This is a genomic window from Streptomyces sp. LS1784 (assembly GCF_020103755.1).
Taxonomy (GTDB): Bacteria; Actinomycetota; Actinomycetes; order Streptomycetales; family Streptomycetaceae; genus Kitasatospora.
On record NZ_JAHSQD010000137.1, the window covers coordinates 1 to 16,371 of the forward strand.

The 16,371-nt window shown below is 71.4% G+C and carries 15 protein-coding genes; 7 read left to right on the forward strand and 8 right to left on the reverse strand.

The features are described 5' to 3' along the window. Positions 1-183: YndJ family transporter (locus tag KS423_RS17905; RefSeq protein WP_224280539.1), on the reverse strand; the 183-nt coding region annotated here is incomplete at its 3' end. A gap of 167 nt (positions 184-350) precedes the next feature. On the opposite strand from KS423_RS17905, the gene KS423_RS17910 reads away from it, so the two are divergent. Beyond that, positions 351-620: a DUF1876 domain-containing protein gene (locus KS423_RS17910; RefSeq protein ID WP_224280512.1), complete on the forward strand. Its 270-nt coding sequence runs from the start codon at positions 351-353 to the stop codon at positions 618-620. 150 nt (positions 621-770) lie between these two features. Here the strand turns inward: KS423_RS17910 and KS423_RS17915 are convergent, their stop codons facing one another. The 4 genes from KS423_RS17915 to KS423_RS17930 form a co-directional block, all read right to left on the reverse strand. After that, on the reverse strand, positions 771-1,211 hold the full coding sequence (locus KS423_RS17915) for a PPOX class F420-dependent oxidoreductase (RefSeq protein WP_308020209.1): 441 nt from the start codon (positions 1,209-1,211) through the stop codon (positions 771-773). 31 nt (positions 1,212-1,242) lie between these two features. Further along, positions 1,243-2,853 (reverse strand): cytochrome bc complex cytochrome b subunit, encoded by a 1,611-nt coding sequence (locus KS423_RS17920; protein WP_224280516.1) that lies wholly within the window; start codon positions 2,851-2,853, stop codon positions 1,243-1,245. Between the two features lie 202 nt (positions 2,854-3,055). After that, positions 3,056-4,582: an MFS transporter gene (locus tag KS423_RS17925; RefSeq protein WP_224280517.1), complete on the reverse strand. Its 1,527-nt coding sequence runs from the start codon at positions 4,580-4,582 to the stop codon at positions 3,056-3,058. A 146-nt stretch (positions 4,583-4,728) separates the two neighbouring features. Continuing rightward, positions 4,729-5,406 carry a TetR/AcrR family transcriptional regulator gene (locus tag KS423_RS17930; RefSeq protein ID WP_224280519.1) on the reverse strand — a complete coding sequence of 226 codons (678 nt, stop codon included), beginning with the start codon at positions 5,404-5,406 and terminating at the stop codon, positions 4,729-4,731. Between the two features lie 386 nt (positions 5,407-5,792). On the opposite strand from KS423_RS17930, the gene KS423_RS17935 reads away from it, so the two are divergent. Next, complete coding sequence (locus tag KS423_RS17935) at positions 5,793-6,581, forward strand: VOC family protein (protein ID WP_224280521.1); 789 nt, start codon at positions 5,793-5,795, stop codon at positions 6,579-6,581. 16 nt (positions 6,582-6,597) lie between these two features. Here KS423_RS17935 and KS423_RS17940 read toward each other — a convergent pair whose 3' ends face one another. Beyond that, the gene (locus KS423_RS17940; RefSeq protein ID WP_224280523.1) at positions 6,598-7,053 is read right to left on the reverse strand and encodes a hemerythrin domain-containing protein; all 456 of its coding nucleotides are present in this window, start codon (positions 7,051-7,053) and stop codon (positions 6,598-6,600) included. A gap of 69 nt (positions 7,054-7,122) precedes the next feature. Continuing rightward, complete coding sequence (locus KS423_RS17945) at positions 7,123-7,719, reverse strand: TIGR03086 family metal-binding protein (RefSeq protein ID WP_224280525.1); 597 nt, start codon at positions 7,717-7,719, stop codon at positions 7,123-7,125. Between the two features lie 212 nt (positions 7,720-7,931). On the opposite strand from KS423_RS17945, the gene KS423_RS17950 reads away from it, so the two are divergent. From KS423_RS17950 to KS423_RS17960, 3 genes are all read left to right on the forward strand, one after another. After that, positions 7,932-8,501: a DoxX family protein gene (locus KS423_RS17950; protein WP_224280527.1), complete on the forward strand. Its 570-nt coding sequence runs from the start codon at positions 7,932-7,934 to the stop codon at positions 8,499-8,501. 319 nt (positions 8,502-8,820) lie between these two features. Next, positions 8,821-11,127: a M9 family metallopeptidase gene (locus KS423_RS17955; protein WP_224280529.1), complete on the forward strand. Its 2,307-nt coding sequence runs from the start codon at positions 8,821-8,823 to the stop codon at positions 11,125-11,127. Between the two features lie 291 nt (positions 11,128-11,418). After that, a complete protein-coding gene (locus KS423_RS17960; protein WP_224280531.1) occupies positions 11,419-13,713 on the forward strand; it encodes a collagenase in 2,295 nt (764 codons plus the stop codon). Between the two features lie 91 nt (positions 13,714-13,804). On the opposite strand, the gene KS423_RS17965 is transcribed toward KS423_RS17960, so the two are convergent. Continuing rightward, positions 13,805-14,566, reverse strand: a complete 762-nt coding sequence (locus KS423_RS17965; protein ID WP_224280533.1) for a PP2C family serine/threonine-protein phosphatase — start codon at positions 14,564-14,566, stop codon at positions 13,805-13,807. Between the two features lie 147 nt (positions 14,567-14,713). On the opposite strand from KS423_RS17965, the gene KS423_RS17970 reads away from it, so the two are divergent. Together KS423_RS17970 and KS423_RS17975 are read left to right on the forward strand one after the other, a co-directional pair. Further along, complete coding sequence (locus KS423_RS17970; protein ID WP_224280535.1) at positions 14,714-15,811, forward strand: LLM class flavin-dependent oxidoreductase; 1,098 nt, start codon at positions 14,714-14,716, stop codon at positions 15,809-15,811. Beyond that, on the forward strand, positions 15,808-16,371 hold a 564-nt coding region (locus KS423_RS17975), incomplete at its 3' end, for an FMN reductase (protein WP_224280537.1). The genes KS423_RS17970 and KS423_RS17975, both read left to right, overlap by 4 nt.

Here is a 16,371-nt window from a genome sequence, read left to right on the forward strand (position 1 = left end):
GCCGGCGGCCGGGCCGCCGCGGGGCAGCCAGAGCGAGAGCGCGCCGGGTACTGCGGCGAGCGGCCAGAGCCGGCGGACCCGGGCGAGGCCGGGCTCGCCGACCAGGGCGAGGCCGAGCGGGACGACGGCGCCCATGCCGAGCAGGATCAGCAGGTCGACCAGTTCCGTGGTGCCCTTCCCCATGGCGGACACGCCCCCTTGAACGCGTTCAAATAGCTTTCGCCGCCGACTCTACGCGGCCGACTTGAACGCGTTCAACTCGCCCTCCCGATGCTGCCCGCCCCGGCTGGCCTGGTGTTCACGGTGGGTGCGGCGCACTCTGGAGGAGTAACCGATGGAGGTGATCCGCCATGAAGACTCTGGTCGGTTGGCACATCGAGATGGAGTTCCGCGAGGAGGGGCCGCGGACCAGCGCCGCCGCGCTGCTGCGCCTCGGCGATGGGAGCGAGCTGCGCGCCCACGGCTACAGCAGCCGTCACCCCGCCGACCCGGAACAGCTGCGGGTCGGCGAGGAGATCGCGGGGGCCCGCGCGCTCAACGAGCTCGCCTCGCAGCTGCTCACCAAGGCCCACGGCGAGATCCAGGAGGTCAGTCCGGTCCCGACCCACCCGCTGTCGTGACCTCCTGGCGACCGGGCGACGGTCCGGGAGCGGCTCCGGAGTCGGCCCCGGGCGCAAGCTCCGGAGCCGCCCCGGAGGTGGCTCCGGAAACGCCGAGTGCCGGAGCCGCCCGTTCCGGGGCCCCGGCGCTCGACAGGGATTGACGGTCCGTCAGTTGGCGCAGTAGGTGGCCGGCGGCTGCCACTCCGGGCCGACCAGTCGCTGTTCCAGCTCGTCCGGTGTGATCCGGATGCCGACCGTCCCGGCGAGCCCCACCCGGAACCGGCTGCGGGCCAGCGCGATCAGCGCCGTCAGTCCGTACTTGTTGATCAGCGAGGTGCGGTAGCGCGCGGTGTCGTCGGCGTCGCAGAGCCGCGCCCGCGCCGGGACCTGCCGGCCGGTGGGGCGTCCGTGGGCGTCGCAGGGGCCGATCAGTACCCGGGGATGGCGGCGGATCCGTTCGGCCTCGCCGGAGTGGGCCGGGGTCCAGACCCCGAGGGCCGTGCCGTCCGGCACCACCCAGAGCTGCGACTCCATCCGGCTGCCGTCCTCGCCGAAGGTGGTGAGCAGGAGGTACCTGCTGTCGGCGAGCCGGTCGGTTCGGTGGTGCACCTGTCCTCCCTGTGCCATCGGGGGGTGCGGGTCAGTGCCCGTGGCCCTCGGTGATCTCGCGGAACTCCTCGGCGGTGGGCTTGGGGATCCGGCCGTTCTCGCCGTGGAACCCGCGGGAGAGCCGGGTCCGGGTGCGGGTGAGCGCCCCCGCCGGGCGGGCCACTCCATTCTCGTCCACCGGGGCGGGCAGTTCGAGGGGGCAGGGCTGTTCGTGCGCCGTGAGCCGGTGCAGTTCCTGTGGCGAGAGCCGGGCGTGCACCTCGGCGAACTCGCCGTGCGGCAGGCGCTTGATGACGCCGGTCTCGCGCCCGTGCAGCACCTTGTCGCGGTCCCGGCGCTGGAGGCCGAGGCACCAGCGCTTGGTGATGACGAAGACGACCACCGGGACGACGAAGAAGCCGACCCGGGCGGCGTACGTGATGGCGTTGAGCGACAGGTGCAGGTGGGTGGCGATGAGGTCGTTGCCGCCGGCCACCAGTGCCACCAGGTACAGGCTGATCCAGGCGGCGCCGAGTGCGGTGCGGACGGGCGCGTTGCGCGGCCGGTCGAGCAGGTGGTGCTCCCGCTTGTCGTCGGTCACCCAGCCCTCCACGAACGGGTGGACGGCGATGGCGCCCAGGATCAGCGGGAACAGCGTGAACGGGATGAGCACCCCGAGGTTGAGGGTGTGCCCCCACAGTCCGACCTCCCAGCCGGGCATGATCCGGATCAGGCCCTCGGCGAACCCCATGTACCAGTCCGGTTGGGCGTCGGTGGACACCTGGTCCGGGCGGTACGGGCCGTACGCCCAGATCGGATTGACGGTCGCGACCGCCGCCACCAGCGCGATGATGCCGAAGACCAGGAAGAAGAACCCGCCGGCCTTGGCCGTGTAGACCGGCATCAGCGGTGTGCCGACGACGTTCTTCTCGGTCCTGCCCGGGCCCGCCCACTGGGTGTGCTTGTGGTAGAAGACCAGGATCAGGTGCGCCACCAGCAGGCCGAGCATGATGCCCGGGATCAGCAGCACGTGGATGGTGAAGAACCGCGGCACGATGTCGTGGCCGGGGAACTCCCCGCCGAACAGGAACATCTGGATGTACGTGCCGACCAGTGGCACGGCGAGGATCGCGCCCTCGATGAACCGGATGCCGGTGCCCGACAGCAGGTCGTCCGGCAGGGAGTAGCCGAAGAAGCCGTCCAGCATGCCGAGGAAGAGCAGCAGGAAGCCGAAGACCCAGTTGATCTCGCGCGGCCTGCGGAACGCGCCGGTGAAGAACACCCGCATCATGTGGACGAACATGGCCGCGACGAAGAGGATCGCCGCCCAGTGGTGGATCTGCCGGATCAGCAGGCCGCCGCGGACCTCGAAGCTGATGTCCACGGTGGAGGCGTAGGCCTCCGACATCGGAACGCCCCTGAGCGGCACGTACGAGCCGGCGTAGACCACCTCGCCCATGCCGGGCTTGAAGAACAGCGTCAGCCAGACACCGGTCAGGATGATGATCAGGAAGGTGTAGAGGCAGATCTCGCCCAGCATGAAGGACCAGTGGTCCGGGAAGATCTTCCGCAGGTTCGCCCTGGCCAGGGAGTAGATCCCCAGCCGGCCGTCCGCCCAGTCGGCGGCCCGCTGCCCCCGCCCAGGGCTCTGATTCCGGGTCATGTGCACCCACCTCGGTCCGAAGGAAACGGGGAGGAGTCCCCGATTCGCACTGGGGCCCACCATAATCGGGGAGCGATCCCCGCTTCTACCCCGGGGGGTCCCTTCCGCGCGGCCCCTTCGGGCCGGAAACGGCGAGCGGCCCGCCCGGTGCCGTGAAGGACACCGGACGGGCCGCGTACGCACCCGAGCAACCCCAAGGGCGTCAGTGCACCAGCACCGGCACCTCGTTCTCCTCCGCCGCGCCCGTGTCCGAGCCCGCCGCGGCACCCGGCCGGCCGGCGTTGACGAAGGTGAAGGCGACCGCGGCCGCCGCCACCAGGATCCCGAAGGACACCCAGATCGCGGTGGTGAAGCCGTGCACCATGCCCTGGAACTGCACGGCCTTGGCGGCCGCCGGAGAGGTGGCGGCGGCGCCGGCGTGCGAGGTCAGCCAGCTGGTGGTCGCGCTCGCCGCGATGGTGTTCAGCAGCGCGGTGCCGATGGCGCCGCCGACCTGCTGCGAGGTGTTGACCATCGCCGAGGCCACACCCGCGTCGCGCGGCTGGACGCCGTGCGTGGCGAGGCTCATGGCCGGCATGAACGCGGTACCCATGCCGAGGCCCATCAGGACCAGGCCGGGCAGGATCAGCGCCGGGTAGGAGGTGTCCAGGCCGATGTGGGACAGCAGGAACATGCCGGTCGAGGCGACCAGGAAGCCCGGCGCCATCAGGTAGCGGGCCGGGACCCGGGTCATCAGCCGGGCGCCGATCTGGGTCGAGCCGGTGATCATGCCCGCCACCATCGGCAGGAAGGCCACACCGGTCAGCACCGGGCTGTAACCGAGCACGATCTGGAGGTAGTAGGTCAGGAAGAGGAACAGACCGAACATGCCGACCACGGCCATGCCCAGCGACAGGTACACCCCGCCGCGGTTGCGGTCGAGCACCACGCGCAGCGGCAGCAGCGGGGCCTTGACCCGGCGCTCCACCACGACGAAGGCGGACAGCAGCACGGCGGCCGCGACGAACAGCCCCACGGTGCTGCCGGACGACCAGCCGTCGGACTCGGCGCGGGTGAAGCCGTAGACCAGCGAGACCAGGCCGGCGGTCACCAGCAGCACGCCGGGGACGTCCAGCCGGTTGCGGTTGCGGCCCTCGGCGGGCTCGCGGATCACCAGCACGGCGCCCGCGGCGGCCACGATGGCGAACGGGATGTTGACGAAGAAGGTCCAGCGCCAGTTCATGTACTCGGTGAGCAGGCCGCCGAGGATCAGACCGATGGCGCCACCGCCACCGGCGATCGCACCGTAGATGCCGAAGGCCTTGGCGCGCTCCCTGGCCTCGGTGAAGGTCACCGCGAGCAGCGACAGCGCGGCCGGCGCGAGCAGCGCGCCGAACACGCCCTGGAGGGCGCGGGCGCCGAGCAGCATCGCGGTGTTGGCCGCGGCGCCACCGAGCGCGGAGGCGAGGGCGAAGCCGGTCAGGCCGACGATGAAGGTCCGCTTGCGGCCCCAGAGGTCCGCGATCCGGCCGCCGAACAGCAGCAGGCCGCCGAAGGCCAGCGCGTAGGCGGTGATCACCCACTGGCGGTTGCCGTCGGAGATGCCCAGGTCGCGCTGTGCGGACGGCAGGGCGATGTTCACGATGGTCGCGTCGAGGACGACCATCAGCTGGGCGAGGCCGATGAATATCAGCGCCTTCCAGCGCCGGGGATCGGGCAGCGTCGCCGGTCGGGCGTCGGTTTGAGGCATGGGGGTACTCACTTCACGGTGCGTGTGGTGTGCGTGAACGGTCGAGTGCCGTACGGGAGCGGTGGGTTGCCGTACGGAGAGCGTGCGGTCGGAGGGCGTGCCGCGGCGCGGCAGCGCGTCGCCGGACGGTCGGTAGTGGTGGTCGGTCAGTTCCGGGGCTGGAAGTCCTCGAAGGTCGCGGCCCGGCCGGGCAGGGCCGAACGGGCCGGCGCGCGCAGGCCGTCCAGGAAGATCTGCAGGTGCCGGTGGACGAACTCGTCGAGCAGTCGGCAGGAGGTGTTCGGCAGTGGCCGGGTCAGCTGGCTCATCGCGATGAACAGGTCACCGTGGTCGACGTCCGACCGCAGCTCGCCCGCGGCCCGGGCGCGCTCCATCAGCCCGCCCACGGCGGCCTGCAGGCGTTCCCGGATCTCGGTCAACTCCGGGTCGTACGGGTCGACATGGTTGCTGAACAAGGTGCAGAGGCCGCCGACCTTCTCCCCGACGGACGCGTGCGCGAACCGCTGGAGGGCGTCGAACGGGCCGCCGCCGTCAGGAGCGTCCGCCTCCGCCGTCGCCGTCTCGGCGAGCGCCAGGACGCGGTTCTTGACGAGCACCGCCACCTCGCGGATCAGCGCCACCCGGTCCGGGAAGTTCCGGTACAGGGTGGCGTTGCCGACCCCCGCCCGCTTCGCGATCTCGTCCAGCGGCGCATCCGCACCGTGCTCGACGAACGCGTCCCGGGCCGCCAGCACGATCCGCTCCCGGTTCCGGCTCGCGTCCGCACGCAGCTTCGGCGTGTGCGCGCTCCCCGCGGGACGGACCGGCTCGGCGGTGGTGGTCACGGCGACTGCTCCTCATCAGGATACCGGGGAAATTCTCCCCGGTTCTGCCAACGTACTCGGAAACGGGGAATCCGTCCCCGGAATTTCCTCTCCGGAGGTGACCCGCGTCACGTCGGCCGGTCGGTGGCCGGATTCCACTGTCGCCAGGACCCGGCTCGACGGCGTCCGCCACGAGACCGTCCGGACCCTCCCCTTCGGCAAGGTCGTCCGCCTCCCCGACCCCGTGGGCATCTTGCCGGACACCGATCGGGAACCGGGTGCGCTGATCCCGGGCATGGCTTCCCCGGGCGGTGCGGGTGGCGGCCTAGGCTGTGGGCGTCCCGGGCGGCCGGTGGGCCGTGGGAGTCGGGAGGGGCCCGGCGGCCGGGTGGGCGAGGAGGTTCGCGATGGGCAGCGGTGAGATGGCCGCCAAGGTGCGCTGTGTGGCGGCCGTGCCGTGCTGGGTGAGCCTGATGGCCCGGGACCTGGGGGATGCCGAGGAGTTCTACGGGCCGCTGCTCGGCTGGGAGTTCGAGCCCGGGCCGGACCGCTTCGGGCCGTACGTGCACGCGGTGACCGGCGGGGAGGCGGTGGCCGGGCTGGGCGTCGCCGGCTTCGGGGCGGTCCCGCTCGCGTGGACCAGCTACTTCGGCACGGAGAGCGCCGACGCCGCCGCCGACGCGGTGCGTGAGCGCGGTGCCACCCTGGCGGTCGGCCCGTTGGCCTTCGACGCCGGGCGGGTGGCCTTCGCGGCGGACCCGGTGGGCGCGGTGTTCGGCATCTGGGAGGGCCCGCCGGGCCGGGCCCGGAAGCTGGACCTGCCCGGGGCGCCGGTCTGGATCGAGCTGCGCACCCCGGACCCGTTCGCGGCGGCGCTGTTCTACGGCGAGGTGTTCCGCTGGGACGGCCGGGACCCGGAGCGCTTCGACGTCCGCTGGGAACACGACCGGGTGGTGCTGCGCGCCGAGGGCCACAGCGTCGCGGCGCTGGCCAGGGAGCAGGCGGGCGGCCCGGCCGGGATGCCGCCGCACTGGGAGGTGTCCTTCGCCGTCCCGGACGCCGACCGGGCGCTGGCCCGGGCCGTGGAGCTGGGCGGCGGGGCGATCGGGCCGGCCTTCGACTCCCCGTACGGGCGGGTGGCGCGGCTGCGGGACCGCGAGGGCGCCCGGTTCGCCGTGATCAGCCCGAAGGACTGAGCGGGCCCGCGGCGTTCTAGGGGGCGTCCAGCTCCGCCCGATCCGCCCGCAGCCGGTCGCCCAGTGCGGCGCGGGCAGCGGCGGGCAGGGTCTTGCGGGTGGCCGGGAAGAGCTGCTCCTCCTCGTCGCGCAGGTGCCGCCGCAGGGTTTCGGCGAGGCCGTGCAGCAGGGTGTCGAAGGCCGGGTCGGCCGGTCCGAGCCCCTGGAGGTCGGCCAGGTACTGCCCGATCGCCAGGTGGTCCTGGATGCTGCGGAACACCAGGGCCCCGCCGTCGGGCACGTCGTGCTGCACCGCCGGGAAGAGGTGCTCCTCCTCGGCGGCGCAGTGGGTGAACAGCAGGTCGGTCAGCCGGGAGACCAGCTCGCTGCGCCCGGGGTCGTCGGCCGGTGCGGCCTCGATCCGGTCGAGCAGCTCGACGGCCGCCCGGTGGTCGGCGGTGAACTCGCCGAGGATGTCAGGCCTGCGGCTCATGGCCCGCCCGCCTCTCGCACGGAAGACTTCCCCCGGCTTCCAGTATCCGGCACCGGGAGGCGCGTCCGGTCACCCTCCGTCCCGCCGCCCGGTGAGGGCGAGCAGCCGGGTCTGCGGGGCGGCGTCCTCGGGCACCGGCAGCGGCGGGTCGAAGAGCCCGCTGCCGGAGAGGTCCCCGTACGTGGCGAACTCGCCGAGCGCGAACTCGACGAGCCCGGCCGGAAGCCGGGTGCGCCGTCCGATGCCCTCGGCGAGGTCCCAGGAGTGGATCACCAGGTCGGTGGTGAGCTGGTCCAGGTAGGACTGGCCGGAGACGTCCCCGTAGGAGAGGTGGACGGTCAGCTCGGTGGCGCCCGGGACGGCCCAGGCCTCCCGGGCAGCCCCGGCGGCGTCGGTCCAGGCGGTGGCCGGGTCGTCGCCGAGCACGTCGCCGTCGAAGCGTTCGCCGACCTCGCCGATGGTGGCGCCCATCAGAAGTTCGGGCACCCAGAGCTGCTCGCCGGTGAGGTGGTTGACCAGGTCACGGACGGACCAGTCGCCGCACGGGGTGGGGGAGTCCCACTGGCCGGGGGTGATCAGCCGGACGCGCTCGCCGAAGGCGTCCAGCGCCTCGGGGTACGGGGTGCCGGTCCGCGACTCCCGTCGGTGTTGCCTGCGTTGAGCCATGCCTCCACCCTCCCCGGCCCGGGCGGGGCCCGCGAGTCGCCGACGGTCCGTCAGTTGTTCAAATTCGAACTTCGAGGTACGGTCGGGAGAGCGGCAGGTTCAAATTTGAACAATGGCGCTGGGTGACGACCCGTGCCCGCCGCACCACCACGACCCGTGACCACGTCCGGCCGCGCCGGACGACGACCGAACCCCGATCGATGGAGACGCGCATGCCGAGCAGCAGCCCGAGCACGACCGCCGCCACCAGCACCGTCAGCCCGGCCCAGGGCACCTCCGGGCCCGCGACGACCTCCCCGCACGCCTATGACGCCGGACTCCTGCTCCTGCGCCTGGTCCTCGGCCTGACCATGGCCGCGCACGGCAGCCAGAAACTGTTCGGCTGGTTCGGCGGCGGCGGGATCGACGGCACCGGTCAGTTCTTCACCATGAGCGGCTACCCGGCCGGCCATGCCATGGCCGTGGTGGCGGGCCTCACCGAGACGCTGGGCGGACTCGCCCTCGCCGTCGGTCTGTTGACCCCGCTCGCGGGCGCCGCGATCGTCGGCACGATGGTCAACGCGATAGCCGTCACCTGGGGCGGCGGCTTCTTCGCCCCGAAGGGCAGCGAGTACGAGCTGCTGCTGACCGCCGGCGCCGCCGCGCTCGCCCTGACCGGCCCCGGCCGCTACGCCGTGGATCGCTTCCTGCCGGTGCTGCGGGCGCACCGCCTGGCGTACGGCGTGGCCGCCGTCGTGGTCGGGCTGGTGACGGCGGGCGTGATCCTGCTGCTCCGCAAGTAGCCGCTCGGGGGCAGCCGGAGAACACCCGGAATTCCCCCGTTCCGTCAGTGGAAAGGGCATGGTGACGACCCGTCGCCATGCCCTTCACGCTCTTGCGAATGAGTGGACCTCGGGTAAAGGTCTTCACAATGTTGTGTGATGTGTGCAATGGTACATGTCATATCCCCACTGAATCCACGGCGGACCCGCCCCACGCGGTGCTGCTGCGGACGGTCCTCGCTCCACCGCAGGCCGCGCCCCCGACCGCGGCCGTCGACGGCCCGGAGGCCCCCACGTGAATGGCCGACGCTTACTGCGAGTACCGCAGTTGGCAAGACTGTTGACGCTCGTTCTGACCCTCGTCCTGGCGATCGGCATGTTCGCCCCGCTCGGCCAGGCCGCCCCCGCCGCTCCCACCCCCGGCGGCAGGACCCCCACCGGCACCCCCACCGGCACGCCTGCCGGCACGGCGCCCGCCCACCTGGCGCCGCCGCCCGCCATCGGCGTGGACCGCATCGACACGGCCCCGGCGAGGCCGGACGGAAAGAAGCAGATCGGCCCGGAGGACCTGGTGCCCCAGTCGCCGACGGCCCCGTTCACCGGCCTGCCGACGGTCGAGCAGCCGCAGGCCAAGGCCTTCGGCCTGGGTGCGGCGGCCGCCGCGCAGCCCTGCAACGTCGGTGACTTCACCGGCCGGACCGGCAGCGCCCTGGTCCAGCAGATCAAGTCCGTCGACCTCCAGTGCATCAACTCGCTGTTCGTGATCGGCCGCGGCGACGCCGCCAGCGCGTTCCGCGAGTCGCAGATGATCACCGTGGCGTACGCGGTGCGCGACGCCGCGAACGGCTACCAGGGCAACAACAGCGCGTCGATCTCGCAGCTGATGCTGTTCCTCCAGGCCGGCTACTTCGTGCACTACACCTACCCCGACGTGGTGGGCTCCTACGGCGACAGCCTGAAGGCCGCCGGCCGCTCCGCGCTGGACGCGTTCTTCGCCAACCCCCGCTCGCGGGACGTCACGGCGGACAACGCCGGCCCGCTGGCCCGGGCGACCACGCTGATCGACAGCATCAAGGACAGCGGCCGCTACCTGCCGGTCATCAAGCGCCTGCTGGCCGACTACGACAGCACCACCTGGAACCCGACCGGCATGGTGTGGGGCCTGACCCCGGTGCTCACCGCGCTGTTCGCCGGTCACTGGGAGGCCGACTACCTCCCCGCCGTGCTGGCCGACCCGACCGTGCTGGACACCCTGTTCACCTTCATCTCCCGCAACCACGACCTGCTCGGTGGCGACTACGGGCAGATGATCTACGAGTCGGTCAACGAGCTGGGCCGCTTCATGCAGTACCCGGAGCTGCTGTCCAGGCTGCGCCCGTACATCCGGACGCTGGCCGAGCAGTCCGCGCCGAGCGGGCCCACCCTGTACCAGCGTGGCGCCGCGGCGCTCGCGGTGAGGTTCTACGACGCCGCCAACTGCTCGTACTACGGCACCTGTGACGACCCGGCGAAGTTCAAGGCCGCCAACCTGACGGTGAAGTACTCCTGCAGCCCGAGCATCAAGATCATCGCTCAGGCGCTGGACAACGCCCGGCTGGGCACCGCCTGCACCAGCCTGACCGGCCAGGACGCGTTCTTCCACGCGGAGGCCAAGGACGGCGGCCCGGTCAAGGACGACAACAACACGACGATCGAGGTCGTGGTCTTCCACTCCGACCTCGACTACAAGGTGCTCGCGGCGGTCATCTACGGCATCAGGACCGACAACGGCGGCATGTACCTGGAGGGCGACCCGGCGACGGTCGGCAACCAGCCGCGCTTCCTCTGCTACGAGAACAAGCGGGTCCGCCCGTCCTTCGAGATCTGGAACCTCAACCACGAGTACACCCACTACCTCGACGGCCGGTTCGACGTGTACGGCGACTACGACGCCGGCCAGGTCCTCCCGATCGACTGGTGGGTCGAGGGCTTCGCGGAGTTCGTCTCCTACTCGTACCGTAAGGTCGTCAACGACGGTGCCATCGCGGTGGCCTCGCAGCACACCTACAAGCTGAGCGAACTCTTCGACACCGTCTACGCCACCAGCAGCCAGGACCGGGTCTACCGCTGGGGCTACCTGGCCGTGCGCTACATGCTGGAGCAGCACCGCTCCGACACGGACGCGGTCCTCGCCAAGTACCGGGCCGGCGACTGGGACGGTGCCCGCACCATCCTGAAGACCACCATCGGCACCCGCTACGACGCCGACTTCGACAGCTGGCTGACCAGGTGCGCCGCCGGCGCCTGCGCCGCCGACACCCCGGGCGAGCCGCAGCTGCCGGAGTGCACCGGCACCGACACCAGGCAGCTGGACGCCGGCTGCGTGCGCAGCAGCGTCGCGGCGACCACCGGCAACTACGCGCACTTCTACGTCTGGGTGCCGCAGGGCACCAAGCAGCTGAAGGTCTCCAGCAAGGGCGGCACCGGCAACGGTGACCTCTACTACAACCCGGGCAGCTGGGCGTACACCAACTCCTACGTCACGCGCTCGGCCGGTCCGGACAACTGGGAGACGCTGACCGTCAGCAACCCGCCGGCGGGCTACGTCTTCTTCAGCCTCTACGCCCAGCAGGGCTTCAGCGGGGTGAGCGTCACGAGCGAATTCTGAGCCGAATCCGGCAGACCGGACAGGTGACCGCCTCGGGCGGAGCGCTACGGCGCCCCGCCCGGGGCAGGTCTGTCGGCGGACCGTCATCACGGTTCCCGACCTGATTCCCCGCAAACTGCGCACAACGCCCCGGGTTCCCAAGGCCATGTGAGATGTGCCATGGTACATGTCACATCCCCCACCGTGCCCGACGGAACCGCCGCCCCCACGCGGCGCCGTCACCAACGGTCCTCGACACCCCCACCGGCCGCGGCCCCACGTCGCGGTCGACGACGGCCCGGAGGCCCCCACGTGAGTCCTTCACGTCTGCTGCGACTCCCGCAGCTGGCACGCTTGTTGACGCTCGTCCTGTCCCTGTTCCTGGCGGTCGGCCTGTTCGCCCCGCAGTCCCAGGCCGCCCCCGCCACCCCCACCCCGGGCGGCACGCCCGCGCCCGTCCCGACCGGGCCGGCCCCGCAGCCCGCCATCGGCGCCACCGAACGAGCCGACAGCGGGCAGCAGTTGGCCTCGGCGGACCAGCGCGCCCCGCTCCCGGTCGACACCCGGCCGGCCGAGGTCCGGCCGACCGCCAAGGCTTTGAGCCTCGGCGCGGCGGCCGAAAAGCCCTGTACCGTCGGCGACTTCTCCGGCCGGACCGGCAGTGACCTGGTCCAGCACATCAAGGACGCCGACATCCAGTGCATCAACAGCCTGTTCCAGCTCACCGGCGGCGACGCGCGGGGCGCGTTCCGCGAGGAGCAGATGAGCACGGTGGCCTACGCGCTGCGCGACGCGTCGGCCAACTACCCCGGCGACAACTCCACCTCCGTCGAGCAGTTGGTGCTCTACCTGCGCGCCGGCTACTTCGTGCAGTGGTACCACAAGGAGGACGTCGGCGAGTACGGCGCCGGCCTCAAGACCGCGATCCAGTCCGGCCTGGACGCCTTCTTCAACAGCGCGCACTCGCGTGACGTCGCCTCGGGCAACGGGCCCATCCTGGGCGAGGCGGTCACCCTGATCGACAGCGCGCAGGAGAACGTCCGCTACCTGCCGGTGGTCAAGCGGCTGCTGGGCGACTACAAGGCCGACACCTGGAACCCGGCCGGCATGGCCTGGGCGGTCAACCCGGTGTTCACCGTGCTGTTCCGCGGCCACCAGGTGCCCGGCTTCGACGCGGCCGTCGAGGCCGACCCGAGCGTGCTGGACTCGCTGTCCGACTTCGCGGCCCGCAACAACGGCCTGCTCGGCGACACCTACGGCGTGCTGGTCTACAACGCGACCAAGGAGCTGACCCGCTTCCTGAAGGACACGGCCCTCCAGGCCAAGGTCCGTCCGCTCGCCAAGGGGCTGGTCGACAAGTCCGAGCCGAAGGGCCGCACCGTCTACCAGTGGGCCGCGGTCGCCGAGGGCGTCGACTACTACGACGCCGGCAACTGCTCGTACTACGGCACCTGCAACAAGGCCGACCAGCTCAAGGCCGGCGTGCTGACGGTGAACTACACCTGCAGCCCGAGCATCAAGCTGATCGCCCAGGCGCTGGACAACACCCAGCTGGGCACCGCCTGCACCAGCCTGACCGGCCAGGACGCGTTCTTCCACTCGGTGGCCAAGGACAGCGGACCGGTCAAGGACGACAACAACAACACGATCGAGGTCGTGGTCTTCCACTCCTCGCTCGACTACCAGGTGCTGGCCGCCGCGATCTACGGCATCGACACCAACAACGGCGGCATGTACCTGGAGGGCCAGCCGGCCACGGCCGGCAACCAGCCGCGCTTCCTCTGCTACGAGGCCGAGTGGGCCCGTCCGTCCTTCGAGATCTGGAACCTCAACCACGAGTACACCCACTACCTCGACGGCCGGTTCGACATGTACGGCGACTTCAACGCCGGCATGACCACCCCGACCGTCTGGTGGGTCGAGGGCTTCGCGGAGTACGTCTCCTACTCGTACCGCAAGGCCAACAACGACGGTGCCATCGCGGCCGCCGCCCGGCACACCTACAAGCTGAGCGACCTGTTCGACACCGCCTACGGTGACCAGGACCGGGTCTACCGCTGGGGCTACCTGGCCGTGCGCTACATGCTGGAGCAGCACCGCTCCGACACGGACGCGGTCCTCGCCAAGTACCGGGCCGGCGACTGGGCCGGTGCCCGCACCATCCTGAAGACCACCATCGGCACCCGTTACGACGCCGACTTCGACAGCTGGCTGACCAGGTGCGCGGCCGGTGCCTGCGCCACCGACGGCGGCGGCACGCCCACCACGCCGCAGCTGCCGGAGTGCACCGGCACCGACACCCGGCAGCTGGACGCCAACTGCACCCGCAGCAACGTCGCGGCCACCACGGGCAACTACGCGCACTTCTACCTGCTGGTGCCGGCCGGCACCAAGCAGGTGAAGATCACCACCAGCGGCGGCACCGGCAACGGCGACCTCTACTACAACCCGACCGGCTGGGCGTACACCGACAGCACCACCGCGCGGTCGACCAACCCGGACAACTCCGAGACGCTGACCGTGACGAACCCGCCGGCGGGCTACGTCTTCTTCAGCCTCTACGCCCAGCAGGGCTTCAGCGGGGTGAGCGTCACGAGCGAAATCTGAGCCGGGAACGGCCAACGGACAGGTGACCGCCCCGGGCGGAGCGCTACGGCGCCCCGCCCGGGGCGGGTCCGTTCCGCCGGGAACCGGGCCCCTACGCCCCGACCTGCACCAGCGCCAGGGTGATGTTGTCCGGTCCGCCGGCCTCGATCGCGGCCTTCCACAGTTCGAACGCCGCCTTGCCGTCCGAGCGGTCCGCCTCCTCGGACGACCGCTCCAGCAGCCCGGCCAGCTCCTCCTCGGGCACCGGGTCGGTCAGGCCGTCGCTGCACACCAGGTACCGGTCCCCGGCGGCCAGCGGTGCGGCCCGGACGTGCGGTTCGACGAAGGTGAGCCCGAGCGAGCCGCCCAGGGTCTGGGTGACCACCGAGGTGGTGCGCTGTCCGGGCGACAGCGGCGGGCTGTCGTCCACGCTCACCCGGCGCAGCCCGTCCGCGGTGATCCGGTAGACCCGGCTGTCGCCGACGTTGAACGTCACCACCCGCTCGGGCAGCAGCACCAGTCCGGCGACGGTGGTGCCCATCGCGGCGAACTCCGGCTCCCCGGCGGCGGCCGCGTAGACGGCCCGGTTGCAGGCCTGGAGCTCGTCGCGGACGGCCTCCTCGCTGTCCAGCGCGCCCCCGTCGGCGGCGAGCCGCCGGGCGACCAGGGCGCTGGCCACCTCGCCGCCGGGGTGGCCGCCCAGACCGTCGGAGACCGCGACCACGCACGGCGGGCCGAGCGGGAAGAGCAGGGTCTGCGGGTTGGTGGTCACGGTGGCGCAGAGCGTCCACGGCCCGACCGTGAGGCTGTCCTCGTTGTGCTCGCGCACCAGGCCCTCGTGGCTCAGCGCGCTCACCGCGATGTACGGACCCATCGTCCGCCGCCCTTCCGGAGCCTTCCCTTGCCCGCCCGTGCTCTTCATTGTCCTCGCAGGGAACGGGAGGCGGCCAGGGGGAATATCCGCCCCTGCCCGAGTGCTAGAGTGGTTGAAAGTTGGACTACCTGGGATCTGGTGAGCAGCATGCAGTTCGGAATCTTCTCCGTCGGCGACGTGACGACCGACCCCACCACCGGCCGCACTCCGACCGAGCACGAGCGGATCAAGGCCATGGTGGCCATCGCCCGCAAGGCCGAGGAGGTCGGCCTGGACGTCTTCGCCATGGGCGAGCACCACAACCCGCCGTTCGTCCCGTCCTCGCCGACGACCATGCTCGGCTACATCGCCGCGCAGACCGACCGCATCATCCTGTCCACCTCGACCACGCTGATCACCACCAACGACCCGGTGAAGATCGCCGAGGACTACGCGATGCTCCAGCACCTGGCGGAGGGCCGGGTGGACGTCATGATGGGCCGCGGCAACACCGGCCCGGTCTACCCGTGGTTCGGCAAGGACATCCGCCAGGGCATCCCGCTCGCGATCGAGAACTACGCGCTGCTGCACCAGCTGTGGCGCGAGGAGGTCGTGGACTGGCAGGGCCGCTTCCGCACCCCGCTCCAGGGCTTCACCTCCACGCCACGCCCGCTGGACGACGTCCCGCCGTTCGTCTGGCACGGCTCGATCCGCAGCCCGGAGATCGCCGAGCAGGCCGCCTACTACGGTGACGGCTTCTTCGCGAACAACATCTTCTGGCCCAAGGAGCACTTCCAGAAGCTGATCGAGCTCTACCGCGAGCGCTTCGCCCACTACGGCCACGGCACGCCCGAGCAGGCGATCGTCGGCCTCGGCGGGCAGGTGTTCATGCGCAAGAACTCCCAGGACGCGGTGCGCGAGTTCCGTCCGTACTTCGACAACGCCCCGGTGTACGGGCACGGGCCCTCGCTGGAGGAGTTCACCGAGCAGACCCCGCTGACCGTGGGCAGCCCGCAGGAGGTCATCGAGAAGACCCTGACCTTCCGCGAGACCTTCGGCGACTACCAGCGCCAGCTGTTCCTGATGGACCACGCCGGCCTGCCGCTGAAGACGGTGCTGGAGCAGCTGGACCTGCTCGGCGAGGAGGTCGTGCCGGTGCTGCGCGAGGAGTTCGCCAAGGGCCGACCGGCCGGAGTGCCGGACGGGCCGACCCACGCCGCGCTGGTCGCGGCCCGGAGCGAGAAGGCCGTGGAGGTGGCCAAGTGACCGCGTTCAAGCTGGTGGTGGTGAGTGCCGGGCTGAGCAAGCCGTCCTCGACGCGCCTGCTGGCGGACCGGCTCGCCGACTCGACCGTGCGCCGACTCGCCCCGGAGGGGCGGGAGGTGGACGTCACCGTGGTCGAACTGCGGGACCTGGCGGTGGAGATAGCCAACAACTTCGTCACCGGCTTCCCCGGTGCCGGGCTGCGCGCGGCGATCGAGGCGGTGACGGAGGCGGACGCCCTGATCGCGGTGACGCCGATCTTCACGGCCTCGTACAGCGGTCTGTTCAAGTCCTTCTTCGACGTGATCGACAACGACGCGCTCACCGGCAAGCCGGTGCTGATCGCCGCCACCGGCGGCACGGCCCGGCACTCGCTCGCCCTGGAGCACGCCGTCCGACCGCTGTTCAGCTACCTGCGTGCGGTGGTGCTGCCGACCGCCGTCTACGCGGCCACCGACGACTGGGGCACGGCGGGGGACGGGCTCACCGACGGCCTGCCGCGCCGGATCGACCGGGCGGCCGGCGAGCTGGCGGCCCTGCTGGCCGGGCGCGGCCCGGCGGCG

What these genes read in the sequence shown, in the direction of transcription:
- KS423_RS17910 (WP_224280512.1), top strand. Translation starts at nt 351, where the DNA reads ATGAAGACTCTGGTCGGTTGGCACATCGAGATGGAGTTCCGCGAGGAG.
- KS423_RS17925 (WP_224280517.1), bottom strand. Translation starts at nt 4,582, where the DNA reads ATGCCTCAAACCGACGCCCGACCGGCGACGCTGCCCGATCCCCGGCGC.
- KS423_RS17935 (WP_224280521.1), top strand. Translation starts at nt 5,793, where the DNA reads ATGGGCAGCGGTGAGATGGCCGCCAAGGTGCGCTGTGTGGCGGCCGTG.
- KS423_RS17940 (WP_224280523.1), bottom strand. Translation starts at nt 7,053, where the DNA reads ATGAGCCGCAGGCCTGACATCCTCGGCGAGTTCACCGCCGACCACCGG.
- KS423_RS17920 (WP_224280516.1), bottom strand. Translation starts at nt 2,853, where the DNA reads ATGACCCGGAATCAGAGCCCTGGGCGGGGGCAGCGGGCCGCCGACTGG.
- KS423_RS17945 (WP_224280525.1), bottom strand. Translation starts at nt 7,719, where the DNA reads ATGGCTCAACGCAGGCAACACCGACGGGAGTCGCGGACCGGCACCCCG.
- KS423_RS17965 (WP_224280533.1), bottom strand. Translation starts at nt 14,566, where the DNA reads ATGGGTCCGTACATCGCGGTGAGCGCGCTGAGCCACGAGGGCCTGGTG.
- KS423_RS17950 (WP_224280527.1), top strand. Translation starts at nt 7,932, where the DNA reads ATGCCGAGCAGCAGCCCGAGCACGACCGCCGCCACCAGCACCGTCAGC.
- KS423_RS17970 (WP_224280535.1), top strand. Translation starts at nt 14,714, where the DNA reads ATGCAGTTCGGAATCTTCTCCGTCGGCGACGTGACGACCGACCCCACC.